General features: G+C 62.8%; 14 protein-coding genes. 9 read left to right on the forward strand and 5 right to left on the reverse strand.

The window, feature by feature from the left end; translation table 11 throughout:
- Positions 1 to 60: 60 nt before the first annotated feature.
- Positions 61 to 444, forward strand: coding sequence for a hypothetical protein (locus EYW42_RS14150; protein ID WP_135535944.1), 384 nt, complete (start codon positions 61 to 63; stop codon positions 442 to 444).
- Between the two features lie 187 nt (positions 445 to 631).
- Here EYW42_RS14150 and EYW42_RS14155 read toward each other — a convergent pair whose 3' ends face one another.
- Together EYW42_RS14155 and EYW42_RS14160 are read right to left on the reverse strand one after the other, a co-directional pair.
- Complete coding sequence (locus EYW42_RS14155; protein WP_135535945.1) at positions 632 to 1,834, reverse strand: orc1/cdc6 family replication initiation protein; 1,203 nt, start codon at positions 1,832 to 1,834, stop codon at positions 632 to 634.
- A gap of 697 nt (positions 1,835 to 2,531) precedes the next feature.
- Positions 2,532 to 2,804 (reverse strand): hypothetical protein, encoded by a 273-nt coding sequence (locus tag EYW42_RS14160; RefSeq protein WP_135535946.1) that lies wholly within the window; start codon positions 2,802 to 2,804, stop codon positions 2,532 to 2,534.
- A 292-nt stretch (positions 2,805 to 3,096) separates the two neighbouring features.
- Here EYW42_RS14160 and EYW42_RS14165 point away from each other — a divergent pair, with 292 nt between their 5' ends.
- From EYW42_RS14165 to EYW42_RS14175, 3 genes are all read left to right on the forward strand, one after another.
- A complete protein-coding gene (locus EYW42_RS14165; RefSeq protein ID WP_375137133.1) occupies positions 3,097 to 4,623 on the forward strand; it encodes an NADH-ubiquinone oxidoreductase-F iron-sulfur binding region domain-containing protein in 1,527 nt (508 codons plus the stop codon).
- Complete coding sequence (gene fdhF / locus EYW42_RS14170) at positions 4,620 to 7,952, forward strand: formate dehydrogenase subunit alpha (protein ID WP_135535948.1); 3,333 nt, start codon at positions 4,620 to 4,622, stop codon at positions 7,950 to 7,952. The genes EYW42_RS14165 and fdhF overlap by 4 nt, the downstream gene beginning before the upstream one ends.
- Before the next feature lie 143 nt (positions 7,953 to 8,095).
- On the forward strand, positions 8,096 to 9,004 hold the full coding sequence (locus EYW42_RS14175; RefSeq protein ID WP_135535949.1) for an EamA family transporter: 909 nt from the start codon (positions 8,096 to 8,098) through the stop codon (positions 9,002 to 9,004).
- A 79-nt stretch (positions 9,005 to 9,083) separates the two neighbouring features.
- Here EYW42_RS14175 and rdfA read toward each other — a convergent pair whose 3' ends face one another.
- Positions 9,084 to 9,737 carry a rod-determining factor RdfA gene (gene rdfA, locus EYW42_RS14180; protein ID WP_135535950.1) on the reverse strand — a complete coding sequence of 218 codons (654 nt, stop codon included), beginning with the start codon at positions 9,735 to 9,737 and terminating at the stop codon, positions 9,084 to 9,086.
- A gap of 306 nt (positions 9,738 to 10,043) precedes the next feature.
- Here rdfA and EYW42_RS14185 point away from each other — a divergent pair, with 306 nt between their 5' ends.
- From EYW42_RS14185 to EYW42_RS14205, 5 genes are all read left to right on the forward strand, one after another.
- Entirely contained in the window at positions 10,044 to 11,825 is a 1,782-nt protein-coding gene (locus tag EYW42_RS14185; protein ID WP_135535951.1) for an archaea-specific SMC-related protein, read from the forward strand.
- A 127-nt stretch (positions 11,826 to 11,952) separates the two neighbouring features.
- Positions 11,953 to 12,453: a hypothetical protein gene (locus EYW42_RS14190; protein WP_135535952.1), complete on the forward strand. Its 501-nt coding sequence runs from the start codon at positions 11,953 to 11,955 to the stop codon at positions 12,451 to 12,453.
- Complete coding sequence (locus EYW42_RS14195; RefSeq protein WP_135535953.1) at positions 12,450 to 13,949, forward strand: UbiD family decarboxylase; 1,500 nt, start codon at positions 12,450 to 12,452, stop codon at positions 13,947 to 13,949. The genes EYW42_RS14190 and EYW42_RS14195 overlap by 4 nt, the downstream gene beginning before the upstream one ends.
- The gene (locus EYW42_RS14200) at positions 13,946 to 15,337 is read left to right on the forward strand and encodes a UbiD family decarboxylase (RefSeq protein ID WP_135535954.1); all 1,392 of its coding nucleotides are present in this window, start codon (positions 13,946 to 13,948) and stop codon (positions 15,335 to 15,337) included. Before EYW42_RS14195 ends, EYW42_RS14200 begins: the two co-directional genes overlap by 4 nt.
- Complete coding sequence (locus EYW42_RS14205) at positions 15,334 to 16,284, forward strand: MBL fold metallo-hydrolase (RefSeq protein ID WP_135535955.1); 951 nt, start codon at positions 15,334 to 15,336, stop codon at positions 16,282 to 16,284. Before EYW42_RS14200 ends, EYW42_RS14205 begins: the two co-directional genes overlap by 4 nt.
- Here EYW42_RS14205 and EYW42_RS14210 read toward each other — a convergent pair.
- A complete protein-coding gene (locus EYW42_RS14210) occupies positions 16,254 to 17,663 on the reverse strand; it encodes a zinc ribbon domain-containing protein (protein ID WP_135535956.1) in 1,410 nt (469 codons plus the stop codon). The two genes, EYW42_RS14205 and EYW42_RS14210, sit on opposite strands and share 31 nt — an antisense overlap.
- Positions 17,660 to 18,829: a thiolase domain-containing protein gene (locus EYW42_RS14215; RefSeq protein WP_135535957.1), complete on the reverse strand. Its 1,170-nt coding sequence runs from the start codon at positions 18,827 to 18,829 to the stop codon at positions 17,660 to 17,662. The genes EYW42_RS14210 and EYW42_RS14215 overlap by 4 nt, the downstream gene beginning before the upstream one ends.
- Positions 18,830 to 18,913 lie beyond the last annotated feature (84 nt).

An 18,913-nucleotide genomic window follows, 5' to 3' on the forward strand; every position in this document is an offset into this window, starting at 1 on the left:
AATCTCCATTTTTAACTCACTGGTCCGAGAGTTTATAATAGATTACGGCAATACGAACGTATGAACCGTCGAATCACGGAAATCTTCGTGAGTACGACGGTGCTTTTTGTTTCTTGCTATCTTCTCTGGCCGCCGAACAACGTCTACTGGGTGTCTATCGGAGAGCAGATCGGGGATAGCCTGACGATAGCTCTCGTCCTGCTAGTTGCGGGCGGGGTCGGTGTCGGGATAGCTATAGCGAGTCAAATATCGCTTTCAAATTTGGGAATCGGTGGGGGATTGGCGTATGTGCTTGGGATGTTCCTCATCAATAGGACGATGTCGCCGAACAGCCCAGTACATCTGTATCTGTACGGTGTTCTGTTACTCTGTATCCTGCTCGGAGCGGCCGCCGTGGAATTCGCCTATCGAACGGACAACGGGTTACTCGAACGAATTCATTGACGTCGAACGTATCAACTACTAATTGGTGTGGTTCAGATGTGCGCCGAATCACGGTATCCGAACGTTCTACAGTGAGCCACGGCTCCGTCGAAGAGGTATGGATCACGACCCTGTACGAGGGAACCGATCATTGTCCCAGGAACTACGTCCTTGTGCGAGAGAACCGACCAAATGGTCAGTCCGAGTTCTACTGCTCGTCAAGCGCCTGAAGAACGATATCGGTCCCTCGCATGAGGCGATGTTCTAGATAGCTTCCTTCGCTTTTCCCGCCACCGGTGTGTCTGGACTCCGTAACCCCGAGAAACGACTGCTCTTTGAGAAGACGATACACGCGGTCCTGGCTGAGCGGATCGCTTCCCTCGTTTGCGGCGATGTCGCGGTACACGCTGTATATCTCGCCGGTCGCGAACGCGTCGCTCTGATGGTTCTCGGTGAGTTGAGCCAACGAGCGGAGTAGATACTTGACGTGAGGCGTAGACCCCGACACGAGTTCCTGGAACCGCTGTACCTCCGCTTTCTGCTGGCCACGCTCGACGTGGTCTTCGGTAACGTAATCGTCGTTCTCCCGCTCGGCGAGTTCGCCTGCTTTCTGCAGGATGTTGATCGCCTTTCGAGCGTCCCCGTGTTCGCGTGCGGCCAGCGCTGCGACCTTCGGAATCACGGCGTCGGCGAGGACCCCCTCCTGAAACGCGTCGCGGCGGTTTTCGAGGATAGTTCGGAGTTGGCCGGCGTCGTAGGGCTGAAAGATGATGTCCTCGTCCTGCAAACTCGAATCGATACGCTCGCTCAGGCGGTCACGGAATTCGATCTTGTTACTGATCGAAATGACACCCAGATAACAGTCCGTCTTTCCGGTCTCCTCGGCTCGCGATAGTTGCATGAGGACGTCTTGGTCCCGAAGGATGTCGATCTCGTCGAGAAGAATGATGCAGGTATCGCGTGATTCGAGGAGGTCCCAGAGGTACCGGTAGTACTCGTTCGCGCCGATACCCTGTTGGGGAATATCGGGAGTATCGTCGTTTTCAGCCGCGAGTTGAGTCGTGATCTCGCGTGCGACTCGCGTTTCGGTGTCCGCATCCGAACAGTCGACGTAGACGTGGGAGAACGCGACGTCGTTTTGAACGGCGGTCCGGCTGGCCCGCTGTGTGACGTGCCGGGCGACGAGGCTCTTTCCGGTCCCGGTTTTTCCGTATATAACGACGTTCGACGGTGGGCCGCCGTCCGTCGCCGGGCCGAGCGCCTGCCCGACGCTCTGTAGCTCCTGGTCGCGGCCGACGATCCGGTCCCGGTCGGGAACGTGACCGACCCGGAGAAGTTCACGGCGGGCGAAGATATCACCCGTCGCGAACAGGTCATCGCCGTTGTATTCGGTGAGTTCACGATCCGTCATAGCTGACCCGTCACGGCGGTGAAGTATAAAACCCCGGTGCCTCGTACCGAGTGAAAACGGCTATCCTACCGTTTTGCGTCGCTATACCCGGAGAGTAGTATAAGAACCACTTCATACGCACACCCCCGACAACGAGTGAAAACGGGGAGAGTCGCCACCGGGCAACTCATGATGCAAGCACGATTATTATATAAAGGGTAGGACTCTAGAGCCGATATAATCGAAACATGCCGTACTGAGGCTTCTACTGACACTGTATGTATGTATGTATTGCTTGTACACCTAGATATATAATAACGCGTAGCAAGCGTTAGCGGCGTGGTTCGTCTTGCCGGTTTTGATCGTTTAAGTGTACCCACATAGCTGTCTCTATTATATTTGCTCTAGCTATCTGTGTCGTGATCACTCTTGTTGGCTTTGCCCTGTTTGTTTATTTTTCCGTAATCACTCTGATCGTCTGATCCACCGATGTACCTATTTGCGTTTTCACTCGTTACCTGGGGTGTGTGTGCTCGTTCTCTTCACTCGTTGTCTGGGGTGTGTAACCGGCGTAATTTACCGTTTGAAGCGAATACACGCACGGTTTTCACTCGTTGTCTGGGGTGTTGTCATCCAGTTTTTCACTCGTTATCTGGGGTGTGGGGTAACGCCCGTTCACTCGTTGCCTGGGGTGTCTGGAAGCGAGAGAACCGTTCGTTCACCGTAACTGCATCTCCTCAGCGCGCTCAACCGCGAGGTCAGTTATTTCGTCGATGCTACTATCGGACCGGTCCGCGAGGACGCGGAGCATCATCCCGAGTTGAACCGCGGCCGTTTCCCGCAACTCCGCTGCCTCTTCCGTGTCGTTCCCAAAGTAGTACTCGTGTTGCCCGTCCTCGTGGATGAGACCGGTGTAGACGGAGCGAAGGTCGTCGTCACCGACTGCCGCTGCTGCCTCTTCTCTGAGTTCGTCGAATCGGGGATTTGCCATCGGGCGATGTATAGAGTCCGCCGTGCCTGTACTCTTCGGATCCGAGACCTGACCGACGCAGTTCCTGCCGATTAGTCAATTCCATACTACCCTCGTGGTTCCGAATGTGGTGAGAGTAGCGAAACGATCACAGAAACGTGACCTCATATTTCGGGACACTCAGTATACCCGGTACGGTAAGCTTTAACTCTTGAACTGCTTTGGAAGAGTGATAATGGGTAAATCGGGAACGGACGGCCGCTCACCAGTCGTGCGTATTTCGTCAGACGTGCCGTGGGGCCGTGAACCCGGAGTGCTAACCGCTGCTCGCGACGCTGCTGACACTGTTGCAGTCGTCCGGACCGGGCCGACTGGAATCACCGAACTCGAACCGCTCGTCCTCGTAACCGCGGGTGGTCGGACCTGGTTTTACGCCGACCCGGACCCGTCGACGGTACGGTCTATCGTCGCCGATGCGGAGTCCGGTGAACTGGCGACAGGAGGCGTTGACGGAGATGCCCACGGTCAGGACATCCCTGCCGACGGACCAGACCACCTTGGCGATGGGCCCGGTATCCTCCCCGACGGTGCGGACGGCGTCGTCGAGCACGACCGGGACGTATCGACGCTACCCGTCCCGACTGATGGCCTGCTGAGCGTCGGCCGGAGACGAATTCTCGGACCGTGTGGCTGGGCAGACCCTCTCGATCCGAGCGACCACGATTTCGTTTCGACGAGTCGAGGCGCGGGCGTCGCCGCCGATATCGGCTTACTCGGCCGCGGTCGGGGCGACGCTACCGAGGACGAAGCTGTCACCGACGCGTGGGAGCGAGTGCGGGAAACTGACGGCGATCCCGTCCTCGTCGTTAACGCGAACGACGCGGATAGACGGACGCGAGCGGACCGCACGCTACTTGCCGGAGCGCCGCTGTCGGTTCTCGACGGCGTCGCGGCCGTCGCCGAGTACGTCGGTGCCGACGACGCGGTAATCTACGTTCCCGAGTCGGACACCGGTCTCCAGCGGCATCTTGAGCGCGCGATCGAGGCAGCTGACACCGAACTGTCCGTGGTCCCACAACTCGTCGCCGGCCCTGACGAGTATCGCGCCGGCGGACCGACCGCCGCGTTGGAAGCGATGGAAGGGGCCGACCGGATCGAACCCCGAATTCAGCCACCGTCACCTGCGGAGTACGGGCTGTACGGTCGTCCGACGGTGGTTCACACGCCGAGAACGTTCGCGCAGGTGCAGTACGCGATCCGGGACCCGGACGCGTTCGATCCGGCGGCGGCCGACCCCGGCACGCGACTCGTGACCGTGACTGGTGACGTGACAGATCGGGCGACTGTGGAGTTGGATTCCACCGGAAGCATGGGCGCGGTTCGCGAGGCCGTTCGGATGACTGGACCGTTCAAGATGGCGTGCGTCGGTGGCGTTCTCGGGGGCATTACCCGAGACCTCGACGTGGCACCGACCGCGCAGTCGCTTGCCGCCGCCGGCCTCGGAACGGACGGGGTCGTCGAACTGTTGTCCGACGAGCGCTGTACCGTCGCGACTGCGGGTGAACGCGCCCGCTTCGCGGCCGCGGAAAACAGCGGTCGGTGCGTTCCGGGTCGGGAAGGCACTCAACAGCTCACCGAACTCCTGCGCGAGGTGTACCGGGGGTCGTTCGAGACGGCCAAGATACGCGAACTCGGCCGCGTCATGCAGCGGACGAGCAACTGCAAGACCGGTGCCCACGCACCGCGACCCGTCGTCACGGCGATCGACCAGTTCGAACCCGAGTTCAAGGCCCACGCGAACGGCCGCTGTCCGAGCGGTACCTGTACGGAGAAACTATGAGTACTGACGATTCCACGAGTTCCGACGAACCACTTCCGGGCGTCCCGGACCTCGAAGACCCACAGCACAACACGCCAGTCACGGCGCAGTTCGAAACCGGCACGGCGAACGACCCCGACGTCGGAACCGACGGCTCCGGCCCGACGACAGTCACGGTGAACGGTGACCTGGTCACGGTACCGGTCGGATCGACAGTTATCGACGCCATGCAGGCCGTCGACGACGAGACCGTACGCGTCGATCCGGGCGCTGACGGCGTCGAGGACGACGCCGATGTCCCCGCGCTCTGTCACTACGACCGGGAGGGGGACGGAAGCGACGAGATCGGCCCCCGAAGCGAGTGTCGCACTTGCATGGTCGAGACGGAGGAGTACGGGCTCGTTCCGTCCTGTTCGTTCCCGGCCGAGGACGGTCTGACGGTCGAGACGGATACGCCCGACGCCGAGGAGAGTCGAAGCGTCAACCTCGACCTCGTCCTCTCGAATCACAACCTTCGATGCACGACCTGTAACGGAAACGGCCGATGTGAGCTTCAGGACGCGGCCATTAGCGAGGGTGTCGACCACCCCCGTTACGGGGTGTTCGACGACCGCGATGAGTACGAGCCAATAGACGACACGTCGTCGTTCATCCAGATAGACCGCAACAAGTGCATCCTCTGTAACCGGTGCGTCGAGGGCTGTAACGACGTGCAGGTCGAGGGCGTACTCCGTATCGAAGGGCAGGGCGAGGACACCCGGATCGGGTTCCAGTCCGACGCCGAAACGATGGGGGATTCGACGTGTGTCTCCTGTGGACACTGCGCTACCGTCTGTCCGACCGGGGCGCTGACGGAGAAAGGGATGGGAGAGACGACGACGCTTCCGCTGCCCGGGTTCACCCAGCGAAACTCCGTCGGGACGGTGATCGAGGCGGACGACGTCGAGACGCTCGACGACACGACCGCACCCAACCGCAGTGGCGGGCCGGACACGGGCGTTACCCGCTCCAGCATCGAAACGAAAACCGGGCTGGCTCGGTTCGTGGCGCGAAGCAAGCGCGGTCTGATCGACCTCGCCGAGGACTACGGCCGGAAGGCGTTGCTGTTCGGCGAACACACCGCAGAGAACGTCGCCGCGAGCGCGATCCCGGAAGGCCGCCTGTTCGACATCGCGACGGCGGTCGGCGATTACAGAAAGCGCGGCCTCGACACCGAGGAGACGACCTGCGGGTTCTGTGCGGTCGGCTGTCGCTTCGAGATGGTCGGCAAGGACGGTGAGAGCCTTGGCGTTCGGCCCGTCGACGACCCCAATTCGGCTCCGGCGAACAACTTCTCGACCTGTGTGAAAGGAAAGTTCGGTCACGAGTTCGCCAACAGCGAGGGTCGGCTCACCGAACCGCTCGTCCGCAACGAGGACGGCGAATTCGAGAGCGTCGGGTGGGATGAGGCGCTCGACTACGTTGCAGCCGAACTACGTGATATCCAGGACGAGCACGGAATCGACGCGCTCGGCTGTCTCGCGTCCTCGAAAGGAAGCAACGAGGAGGCCTACCTCGTCCAGAAGTTCGCCCGTCAGGTGTTGGGGACGAAAAACATCGACAACTGCGCACGGCTCTGTCACTCGTCGACGGTCGCGGCACTGCAACAGACGCTCGGCTACGGCGCGATGACGAATCGGATCAACGAGGACATCGGCGAGGCCGACGCCTATCTAATCACCGGCTCTAACACTACGGAATCCCATCCGGTACTCGCGACCCGGATCAAACAGAACGTCCGCGACGGGGCCGATCTAGTGGTGTTCGACCCGCGGAAGGTCGGAATCGCCGAGCACGCGGACCAGTTCACGCGGACGACACCAGGGTACGACGTGACCTGGATCAACGGCCTCATCCGGTACATCATTAAACAGGACCTCCACGACGAGGCGTTCATCGAGCGGAACACGACCGGATTCGAACGCGTCAGGGAGAAAGTCCAGTCGTACACCCCCGAGATGGTGGAGGAGATGGCCGGTATCCCGCCAGAGGAACTGAAATCGGCGGCCGAGACGCTGGCCGAAGCCGACAGCGTCGTCTTCGGATGGGCGATGGGGATGACTCAACAGAGCAACGGGACCCAGAACCTCCTCGCGCTCACGGACCTGGCGCTCACGCTCGGGCAGGTCGGGAAACCCGGTGCGGGACTCTCCCCGTTCCGCGGGCAGAACAACGTACAGGGCGGCGGCGGAGACATGGGAACGTTGCCGGGCAGTCTCCCGGGATACCAGGACCCCGCCGACGACGAGGTCGGCGAGAAATTCGCGGCCGAGTGGGGCGAACGGCCGCCGGAAGAACCGGGGCTGAAGGTCCCGGAGATGCTCTCCGAAGCCGACGATGGGAACCTGCGCGGACTGTACGTCGTCGGCGAGAACCCGGCGCTCTCGGAACCTGACCTCCAGCACGCCGAGGAGGCGCTGCAGGAACTCGATTTCCTCGTCGTCCAGGATATCTTCATGACAGAGACGGCGGACCACGCCGACGTGGTCCTCCCTGCGGCGACGTCGCCGGAGAAAGAGGGGACGTTCACGAACACTGAGCGGCGAATCCAGCGGGTCAGCGGCGTGGCCGACCCGCCGGGAGACGCTCGACAGGACTGGGAGATCACGCAGGCGCTGGCAAACCGGATGGGATACGGCTGGGACTACGACCACCCGCGGGAGATCATGGACGAGATAAGCGACCTCGCCCCGATATACGGCGGCGTCAGCTACGACCGGCTCGAATCGGGGGACCAACACGGTCTTCAGTGGCCCTGCTGGGACGAAGACCACGCCGGGACGCCGTATCTCTACGATTATGATGACGGGGAGTTCAACTTCGACGACGGGCTGGCACGCTTCGTCCCCGCTGACAGCGGTCATCCCGGCGAGGTTCCCGACGAGGAGTACCCGCTCACGCTCACGACTGGCCGGGTGCTGTATCACTGGCACACCGGTCAGATAACCCGTCGCGTCGAGGGACTGATGAGCCACGTCGGCGAGAGTTTCGTCGAAGTCCATCCGGACACGGCCGCCGATCTCGGCGTTTCGGACGGCGAATACGTTCGCGTCGGCTCCCGCCGCGGTGAGATAATCGTCAAAGCGCAGGTGACAGACCGCGTCGGTCCAGGAACGCTGTTCATTCCGATGCACTTCGCGGCCGGGGCGGTGAACACGCTCACACAAGAGACGTTCGACCCGCAGGCGGGTATCCCCGAATTCAAGGTATCGAGCGTTCGCGCCGAGCCGATCGGGCCGGAAACCGACGAAACTGTGCTCCAAAGCCCTGACGCAGGGAAGGGGAGCAACGAAGTTACCGGGGACGACTAACGATACCGTGACGGTCCCGCGGGAAAGCGAAACCGCCGTCGGATCCGGGAGACAAGTGAACAGCTAACGGGTATCTCGACCCCGCCGTTTCGTACAGGATCTGACAGCCATAAAATCCCAAGCCGAAGAAGAAACCAAATACGATGGTAGATCCGACGACACTCCTCGCCGTTGTGATGACGCTCGGTGCCGCGTTGGCTATCGCCTCCCAGAACCTGTTCATCAGGATGGGAACCGACGAGGGAAACGCGAACGAGGCGGTCGTCGTCGTCATCGGCGTGAACGTGGTCGTTCTCCTTCCGCTCGTCGGCGTCGCGTACTATCCGGAGTACGGCCTCACGTACGTTTCCGGGATCTGGTTTATGGCCGCCGGACTCGTCGGAACGTTGCTCGGGCGACTGCTAACGTACACGAGTATCAACCGCATCGGAGCGAGTCGGACGACGCCTATCGTGGCGGCGTGGGCTCTCACGTCGACGGTATTCGGGATCCTGCTGCTCGACGAACAGTTGACCGTGTTGCATCTCGCGGGTATTCTGCTGGTGATGGGCGGCATTATCGCCATCGCGTGGGAAACAAATAACGAGAACCCGGACGACCTGGCGAAGTCGGAACTCCTGATAGGGCTGGTGATCCCGCTGGGAGCGGCGTTCGCGTACGGATTAGAACCGGTCTTCGCCAAATTCGCGTTCGAGGAAGGGACGCCCGCACCCGTCGGGCTCGTCGTCAAAACGAGCGCGGCGATCCTGGGATTCACGCTCTATCTCCGGTCGCGAAACAGTTTGCCGGACCGGTCGATGCTCCGCAACGGCGGTATGCGGTGGTTCCTGCTTGCAGGAATCGCAAATACACTGTTCCTCCTAGGGTACTACGGCGCACTAGAGATCGCACCAGTAAGTATCGTCACGCCGATCGTCATCACGAACACGCTGTGGGTCGTGTTGCTGTCTGCCGTTTTCATGCCCGACCGACTCGAACGGGTAACGTGGAAGCTCGTCGCCGCGTCGGTCGCTGTCATCGCCGGCGTCCTGATAATCACCGTCAACGGGTAGCGTGTCAGTCCGTCTGATTGCGGAGACCACAGGAGGTTGGTTGGAACAGCTAACGTGAAACCTGGCTACCGATGCTAATCTAAAGCGATCGCGTTGGCTCGCCGTCCCCGTTTTCCGGGTCATCGTGAGCGTGGTCCCCGCAGACGTATCCCCGTTCGACTGCTTTGGAAAACGGCGTCTGGACGTGGCATTCGGGACAGGACAGATTCACGTTTACGGCGATGCCGGGTTCTCCGGAGTCGGCGATCTCACCTTTCGACGAGAGCGACCGAACCGCCTCGACGGCTTTCTCCTCTACCTGCTCGCTGGCTATTTCGACGCTCTTGCGTTCCCAGTCCGAGTCCGCCGTTTCCATCTCTTTGGTACCGTCCAGACAGTCGTTGAGGTGGTGTCGCATCGTACTCCACGAGATCATGTCCGCCGTCACCTCGTCGGCGTCGATCCCCGTTGTGCGGAGGTCGTCCTCCAACTCCTGTCTCGTGAGTTCGTCTTTCGACTGTAACACGTCGTATTCGCTCTCTAACTTGACGCCCGTCGTCTGCCGGTTGTGTTCGTCGTACACCCGCTTGAGTAGGCGTTTGTTGAACCACTCAGTGAGTGAGCGATACCCCTCGGCTGGCCGCCCGTCCTCGCCCGTCCAGCGCTGGAGGAGATACTCGTCGATATCTCCGTACCCGGCCTGCGAGATGTCGAGATCGTGTTTCTGTACGACCGTGTCGATTTTACAGCTCATTGTCCTTGATAGAGTACTACTGCGTCGGATTCTGTGCCCGGATGAACGCCTCTACTGACAAAAAGGTTGTCGGACGGGAGGCGTTAAAGTATTCACTACTAATTCAATTTTGAGCGCTTCAGCTCCGGTAATATTCCCAGTTCGCTTTCCGGTCCCGGGGAAATATAATATTTTATATCTCTCTAAATACCTGGTTATACGGCTATAGATGCTGTATATTCCGCATCACGGTGACCACGATTGGGGTTTTGATATGTAAGATAATAATAACAGTAAACCTTAACGAGTAGCGACCGAATACCCTGTATGGAATGGACCGTCGAGTCCGAAAATATAGCCGGCATACGGAGCGGGTCCGCGGATATCCGCCCCGGGAGAAACGTCGTTCAGGGTGCGAACTGGCAGGGGAAATCTAGTTTTTTGAAGGCTATCGAGACTTCGATGGGGACCGAGACGCCGCTAACCGAAGGTGAGACCTCCGGACGTGTCGATCTAGAAACGCCGGAGGGGGAGTACTCCGTCGAACTCGAACGTCGCAACGACACCGTTGTCCGTAACGGGGAGCCGTTCCTTGACGACGAGTACGACCGGATCCGCGCTGACCTGTACGCGTTTCTCGACGAGGACAATGCGATCCGCCAGGTCGTCCGTCGGGGCGATAATCTGGAGGAGCTACTCGCGAAGCCGCTGGATTTCGAGAACATCGAAGCCGAAATCGCCGACAGGAAAGCCGAACGGTCCAGCATCGAACGGGAACTCGAACAGGCACAAGAGGCCGCCCGCCGACTCCCCAGTCTCCAGGAAGACGTGACACAACTCGCGAACGAACTTGACAACCTCGAAGCGACTCGCGATGAACTGGACCAGACGGACGAACGGGACGAGGATTCTGACCGAGAGCAACTGAGCAAACTCCAGGCGGAACTGTCTCAGACGGAACAGCGGAAAGAGCAACTGTCCGATTCCGTAACGCGAATACAGAACAAGCTAGAGGAGGTCCGTGAGGAGTACGAATCGCTCTCAGTTCCCGACGAGGACGTAACCGCCGAACTCGCCGAGGCCCGCGAGAAGCAGCAATCGATTCAGGGCGATGTCGATCTTCTCCAGTCGGTCTATTCGGTGAACAAACGGGTACTCGAGGAGGACCGGGGCGACCTCCTGACGAACGTCGACCACGGCCTCCTCGAAGACCAGTTCAACTGCTGGGTCTGTGGCGGGGAGACCTCCGAGGACGAACTCCGTGACAACCTAAACGATCTGAGCGAGCGAATCTCCGAGTTGAAGGCGGAGGCCGCCGAATACGACGAACGCGCGGAGGAACTCGAACGCAAACAGGACGAGATCCGAGAAGCCGGTCGCCGTCGCGACGACCTCGAACGGCAGATCGACGACCTCGAAACGAAACTCGCCGACCGCCGCGAGAGCCTCGAATCGGCGACCGAGCGTCTCGAAAGCCTCGACGAGCGAATAGCGGACCTGAACGACTCCGTTTCCGAGCACAGCGACGAACTCACGGAGATCAAAAGCGAGATAAAGCACACGGAGACGCAACTGGACGAGAAACGCGAGGAGTTAGAGCGGGCCGAACGGCAGGCAGAACGGCGATCCGTCCTCGAAACGGAGTACGAAGAACTCGAAGCGGAGATCGAATCGCTCCGGAACCGGAAAGAGGAGATCAAGCGGCGGACACGCGACGCGTTCGACGACGCTATCGCCGACCTGCTCGACCGGTTCGATACGAGTTTCGAGACGGCGCGACTGACCAGCACCTTCGACCTCGTCGTCGCCAGAAACGGTCGCGAAGCGAGCATCGACGCGTTGAGCGAAGGGGAACTGGAACTGCTCGGGATCGTCGCTGCGCTCGCCGGCCACGAGGCGTTCGAAGTCGCCGACGACGTCCCGGTCATGCTGTTAGACCAACTCGGCGGTCTCACGGAGGAGAATCTGGCGACCCTCGTGGACTACCTCGACGATAGGGTGGACATCCTCGTGTTCACCGCGTACCCGGAACACAGTTCGTTCGACGGGAACGTGATAGACCCTGACGAGTGGAACGTCATCACCAAAGACACGGAAGTCGCTCCCTGACCCTGATTCGGCGCGAATCGCCGCTGTATCCGGCTGACGCTCTTCGGAGACCCGCTCTCGACTGACATATCCCTGTTAGCACACGATAAGACTTTATTTGGCGACTTGGAAACACATACCACCGTGTATGTCCGACGAATACGTCACCTCCGAAACCAATCTGCCCCCGGACCCCGAGCAGGAGGAGATCAGCATTCAGATTACCGACAGGGAGACGAAAGAGATCTTTAGCACGCGAGCCAGGGTTAGCCGGGACCGAGAGGACCTCGCGGATCCCGACCCGCTGATAGTGGTGAAAGGTCCCCACGAGAACACGGAGGAACAGTGGTTTATCGATATCCTCGAAACCGACATCGAGTCCGAGAGCGTCGACAGGAACGTACTCGAGTCGGTCATGGAGGAAACGGAGAGCGACCCGACCGTCATCAACACGCGGTCTGAGGAGGTGAAGACGTTACTTCGGTATCTCGTCGAGACCGGGCAGTACAGTTCGGTTTCTCAGGCGAGTCGGACTATCATGTTCGAGTATCTTTCGGACGCACACCCCGATCTGGTGGACGAGTACGTCGACCTGAAGGTCAAACGCGAACAGCGCGAACTCACTGGAAGCGACGGCGACGGATCATGACGGTCGATAGCTTCCGTGAGTACCTGCAGAAACTCGAAGCGGAGGACCAGTTAACTCGTATCGAAGAGCCGGTGTCGTGGAACCTGGAAGCGAGCGCGATCACGATGCTGGCGAACGAACACGACGACAAGATCCCCCTGTTCGAGTCGAACGAAACGGAGAGCGCGCAGTTGGCCGGCGACCCGTACCGAGGGTCCCAGCGCCGCCCCTGGGACCGCATCGCGCTCGGGATGGGGATGCCTCCGGACGTGTCCCGGCGGGAGTTCTACGAGATGACCATCGATAGGCTACAGGACCCCCGGGACCCCGAATCAGTCTCCACCTCGGACGCACCGTGTAAGGAGGTGGTCAACACGGACGACGTGGACCTGCTCGACTACCCGTGGCCGTACATTCATTCGGGCGACGGCGGTCGGTACTCGAATCTCCACACGCTCGTCGCGCCGGACCCGGACTCCGACTGGGTGGACTGGTCGTACCACCGGACGATGATCCACGACAGCGAAACTGCGAGCGTGCTGTTGCTGGCCGGCGAGCAGACGCCGAACCTCTACTACTACAAGTACGAGCGCCGCGACGAACCGATGCCGGTCGCTATCGTCGTCGGGGCCGAACCCGCCGTCCAGTTCAGTTCCGTCATGTGGATCCCAACGGGTCGAAGCGAGGTTGAGTTCGCTGGCGGTCTCAAGGGGTCCCCCATCGAACTCGTCCCCTGCGAAACGAACGACCTGATGGTACCCGCGACCGCGGAGATGGTCATCGAGGGGGAGATCGTTCCGAACGCGCGACGCGACGAGGGGCCGTTCGGCGACTACTTCGGATACATGCACGGACCGCGACGGTCCATGCCCGCGCTCGAGGTCACGGCGATCACCCATCAGAAACGCCCGATCGTTCCGTTCTGTGTCGAGGGGACGGGCGTCGGTTACACCGAGAACTCGACGAGTTCCATGGAGATCGGGTGCGTGGGCCCCGACGCGACGCTCGGTCTCCGGGCGGGCGGGTTCGATATCGACCTCTGCGTGCCGTGGCAGTCGACGCCGCGGACGGTGTACGTCATCTCGACGAACTCGACGTCCCCGGGCTATCTCCACGAACTGGCGAACTTCATCTTCACGACGTGGGGGATGCTCCACGTCGACTTCTTCGTCTTCGTCGACGCGGATGTCGACCCCCTCGACCAGCGCGCGGTCCTTGAATCGCTCGCGTTGCACGCAGACCCGGACGAGGACTTCCACCAGTTCGGCGTCGAGACGATGCCGAAGGTCCCGCTGAACATCTACCAGACGCCGAGCGAGAAAGGCAACGTTCAGACGGGGACGTCGAAAGCGAAGACGGCGAAGGCGTACATCGACGCCACCAGAGGCGAGGACGAAGCCCCTGACCCGACGGTCGAGGACGTCGATACGCGGTACTGGGCGCAGACGTTACTCACTGACGCCGGCGCGAACGCCGACCACCTGCAGTTCATCGACCCGGGGGAGACGGGACGATGACATCTCTAAGAGAACACCTCGACGCCCTCCGCGCCGCAGACGACCTCCTGACGGTAGACGAACGTGTCCACTGGGACGAGGAAGGCGCGATAGTCGCAACCGAAGCGCTCCGGCACAACTGCGAAGCGATCCACTTCGGATCGACCTCGGGTGAGGTGGACTTCGCAAGCGGCGTCTACGCCGGCCCGGACCAGATTTCGAGCCGTCACCATCGACCCTGGCGGCGGATCGCCGCGTCGATCGGGCTGGGTCGGGAGTGCGAATACGCCGACCTTCTCGACGTGCTCTCGGACAGGGAGATGCGGCCGATAGAGGACGCGGTGTTCGTGGATCCCGCCGCGACCGTCGAGGACGACGTGGACCTCTACTCGCTCGGGCTTCCGACGGTCGCCGACGAGGGCAGACAGCTACTCACCCTCGGACTCGTCGCCGTCGAACGCGATGGAACCACCTCGTGGGCACCGGTTCGCGGCTACGTCCACCGGAGTTCTCGGCTTCGCATCTCGGTCCCCCGTCGGTTCGTCGACTGGTGCGACGGGGAGCGTCCGGCGAGCGTCGTCCTCGGTGTCCCCGGTGCGTCCCTGCTCGCGGCGCTCCAGGGGTGGACACAGGACGGGGGGCTTATCAAAGTCCCTCAGCGGGCGTGCGGCCTCGACGATATTCCGCTGTCGAGAGTCGGCGACCGGGTCGTTCCCGCAAGCGCCGAGGTCAGGGTCGACGGGACGATACGACCGATCGACGAGTCGTTCGAGGGGTCGTCGGCGATCTGGGAGATTGGTTGCGAGACGGCAACGGCCGTCTTCGACGCCGACTCGCTCGCCCTGCGTGAGGACCCAGTCGTCCCCTTCACTCCGCTCGGTGCGCCGCTGACGGACGACATTCACCTGACGAGTCTGGTCGAGGCGGCGGCGCTGTTCCGCCGGGTGAACCGGTACTGGGGGGTTTCGCCGGTGTCGTGGATCCAGCTTCCGGTCGAGGGCCGTCTCGGGCTGTGTCTCGTGTCGAGCGAGATACTCTACTCCGGGTTCGACTGGCAGTTGGCGAACGCGCTCTTCTCGTTCTCCGAGTTCTTCGACAAGGTGCTGGTACTGGACGAATACGCGGAGCCGACCGACCTCGCCAGAGCGCTGGACGACATGTGGGTGAAGGCCCATCCCGGCAACGACTGGATATTCAGCGACCCGAACGCGCCCGCCGCGAGCGCTCCGATGTACCGCCGAGACGGGGAGACGGGATCGCGGCTGTACATCAGCGCGACCTGGGACCCCCGATGGGACGAGGATTACATCGCGCCGCGGGTGACTTTCGAGTCGTCGTTCCCGGAGAACATCCGCGAGTCGGCGCTCGACCGCTGGAACGACCTCGGATTCGACGAGGAGATACGATGACCGCCGTCGAACGGATCCCGCTCGGCGCGGGGTCGCCCGAGGGGGTTAACAGCGCGTACGCCCTCCCCGACGAGGGGGTCGTAATCGATCCCGGTTCTCCGACGGAAACGACGTGGAATGCCCTTCGAACGGGCCTCGACGAGGCCGGACTTCCGGTTCGCGAGGTCGAACACGTCCTCGTGTCTCACTGGCACATGGACCACGCTGGCCTGGCGTGTCGGCTCGCGGAGGCAGCGGGCGCGACAGTTCACATGCACGCCGAGGACGCGCCGCTCGTCGGAGAGTACGCCGCCGCCCGCGACCGACGCCTGAACCGTGACGCCGAGACGCTCCGGCGGTGGGGCGTCCCCGACCCGGTGTGCGCAGCGCTCGTCGAATCCGACCGACCTTCGCCTGTTCCGGACGAGTACGCAGTTCGCGCTCACGCTGACGGCGACCTCGTCGCCGGCGTTGCCTTCGTCCACACGCCCGGCCACACGGGCGGCCACGCGTCGTTCGTGTACGAAGGGACGCTGTTTCTCGGCGACCTGTTGCTCCCGACGTACACGCCGAACGTCGGCGGCAGCGATACGCGGATGGACGACCCGCTCGCCGACTACCTGCAGTCGATAGACCGCGTGAACGCGGAGTTCGACCGCGGCGAACCGGGCCACGGGACCACGGTGGACATCGAGGCCACGGTGGCGTCGGTGTGGGAGCATCACCGCGACCGCGCGGCGAAGGCCTTTCGCGCAGTCGCCGACGCGGGCGAGGCGACGCCGTGGGCTGTGGCTCGCGACCTCTTCGGCGAGATGGACGGGATCCACGCGAAGTTCGGTGCCGGTGAGGCGGCCGCCCACCTCCGGCGACTCGCCGCGCTCGGCGTCGTAGAGCGCCGCGACGGTGACCCGATCCGGTACGCTCCCCGCCTCGACGATTACCCGTCCGGCGTGAACTTGACGCCGTAACGGGGCACCCCTTCCTGCGTGTATATCCGCCGGATCGTGGCCCGGACGGTGTCGCCCACGTCCACCGACTCGGGGTCCGCGTCGGTGATCTGCGCCGGGAGCGTCACGGCTCCGTCTTCGGCGTCCAGCGCGATGATAGCGACGGCGAAGGCTCCGTCACGCTGCTGGAGCGTCGCGAACTCCGGCGGCGCGCCGCCCTGGCCGATCACGGTTAGCGCCCGGACCGTCCCGGTCCGCGGCGCTTCGAACTGCTCGAACTCCACCCGCGAATGACACGCCTGGCATGCTCCCTCGGGCGGGAACGTGACGCCGCCGCACTTCGGGCATTCCCCCGCGACGAGCCGGTACCGCTGGTCGAGCGACCGACGCCACGTCGGAATGCTCACGTGCGCGCCGCCGCCGGTGACCTCGCCCTCCACCACGTACCCCCGCTCCCGGAGATACGCCGTGTAGTCGATAGGGTCACCGCCGTCGACGGCGTCGATCCCGGTAACGGGAAGTCCTCCTTCGAACGCGACCGCGGCCGCGGTGCCGCTGCCGAAGAAGGCTGCGACGGTCAGTTCCGACCCGTCCGCCTCGGAGAGCGCCGAAAGCAGGCCGATCGGAACGGTCGCGGCACCGGCGTCACCGACCCGGTCCACGACTGTTCCGGCCGCAACGGCTTCGTTGGAAAGCGCCGCGTCCCCTGCGGCGCGGTAGGGGAACTTCCCGTCGCGCTGGTGGACCGCAGCGCCGGTCGCCGATTCAGCGTCCACGTCGAGCGCGGAGACGGCCTCCGTGACGCCCTCGCGCACGACGTTCCGTTCGTACGTCGTGATCCCGAGCGATTCGACGTTCTCCTCGCCGCGCTCGCGGAAGCGGACGCCGGGCGTGTCGTCGCTGTGCCACGCAATATCTTGGACCGCGACCACGGGATCGTCGTCGATCACGAACGCGGCCGCGCCCGCTCCGAGGGGGTGATCCGCATCGGCTGGATCCCCCTCCGGACAGTCGCTGACGACGACGAGCGCCGGGCCGTCGGCGTCGAGCGCTCGCCCGAGCGCCTCCGCGCCGGCCGCGGCGTGCTGGGTGGCGGTCGAACTCGCGACGTCGGCCGGCAGGTCGAGCGCCCGGACAAGCCGCGGGACGAACTCGCCCTCTTCGAGCGGCGGCGTCGTCGTGGCGGCGGCCACGAGGTTCAGAGAGCCGCGGTCGACCGGCCCCCCGTCCAGGGCTCGTTCCGCCGCAGCGATAGCCATCGTCAGTGCGTCCTCGTCTGCGGCGGGGACCGCCTTCCGTTCGATCCCGGACGCGTGGGCTGTTCCCCACGCTTCCTGCGTCTCCTCAGTCGAGAGCCGGAACCGGGGGAGGTAGACCCCGGCGGCGGTGATCCCTCTCATGCTGCCTCCTCCCGTTCGAGGATGTGAACCGTGACGCCGCCCCCGCTCCCGCCGACGTTGTGAGCGAGCCCGTACCGCGGGTCGTCGACCTGAACGTGGGCCTCGCCGCGTAACTGCTCGAACGCCTCGACGATCTGGCCGGTCCCCGTCGCGCCGATCGGGTGTCCTTTCGATTTCAGGCCGCCGCTCGTGTTCGTCGGCAGTTCGCCGTCGGGGTCCGTGACCCCTTCACGGAGGAGTCGCCCCGCTTCGCCGCGGTCGCAAAAGCCGAGGTCCTCGTATGCGAGCAGTTCAGCGATAGCGAAACAGTCGTGGACCTCCGCGAAGTCCAGGTCCTCCGGGCCGATACCGGCTGCCTCGTACGCGTCCTCGCCGGCGCGGACGCTCGCGGGGATACTCGTCAGCGACTCCCGCTGGAAGAGGCCGACCTTGCCGCTGGACGCGCCCGTTCCGGCGACCCGGACCGGCGCGTCGTCGTACTCCTTTGCGACGTCTTCGCTGGCGACGACCACGGCGCTCGCGCCGTCAGTCGTCGGACAGCAGTGATAGAGGTTGAGCGGGTCCGCGACCGGCGGCGCGGAGACGGCGTCGTCGAGCGAGCACTCGAAGCCGAGGTGGGCCTTCGGGTTCTGCGCGCCGTTGCCGTGGTTTTTCACCGCGACGCGGCTCAGGTCCTCGACGGTCGTGTCGTACTGCTCCATGTGTGCGCTCGCCATCTGGGCGTACACTCCGGCGAACGTCGTGCCGCTGGTCCGTTCCCATTCGGTCTGGCCGCTGACGCCCAACCACCAGCGCGTGTGGTCGGAACTCGCGTCGGTCATCACCTCGTACCCGCCCGCGAGGGCGACGTCGACCATGCCTGACCGAACGGCGGTGACCGCCTGCCGGAAGGCGTAGCCGCTCGCGGCACAGGCGTTCTCGACCCGCGTCGTGGGAATGCCGTGGAGGCCGACGTGTTCGGTCACCGCCGGCCCGGAGAGGCCCAACTGACGGCCGCCGACGCCGAGCGTTCCCAGGTACGCCTCCTCTATCATGTCCGGGGAGAAGTCCCCCTCGACGCTGTCGAGTGCGGAATCGAACGCCTCGTCGAACAGCGTCAGGTACGTCTCCTCTGGGAAGGAGCCGAACGGAGATTGGCCGGCTCCCATCACATATGCGTCTCGCATGCGTCGGTGTAATCACCGGCGAAACTAAAGGTTGTAGGTACCGCCGCCTGGACGGGATGGAGCGCTGGGGTTTCGCGCTCTTTT

The sequence above is a fragment of the Halostella pelagica genome (assembly GCF_004762015.1).
GTDB lineage: Archaea > Halobacteriota > Halobacteria > Halobacteriales > Natronoarchaeaceae > Halostella > Halostella pelagica.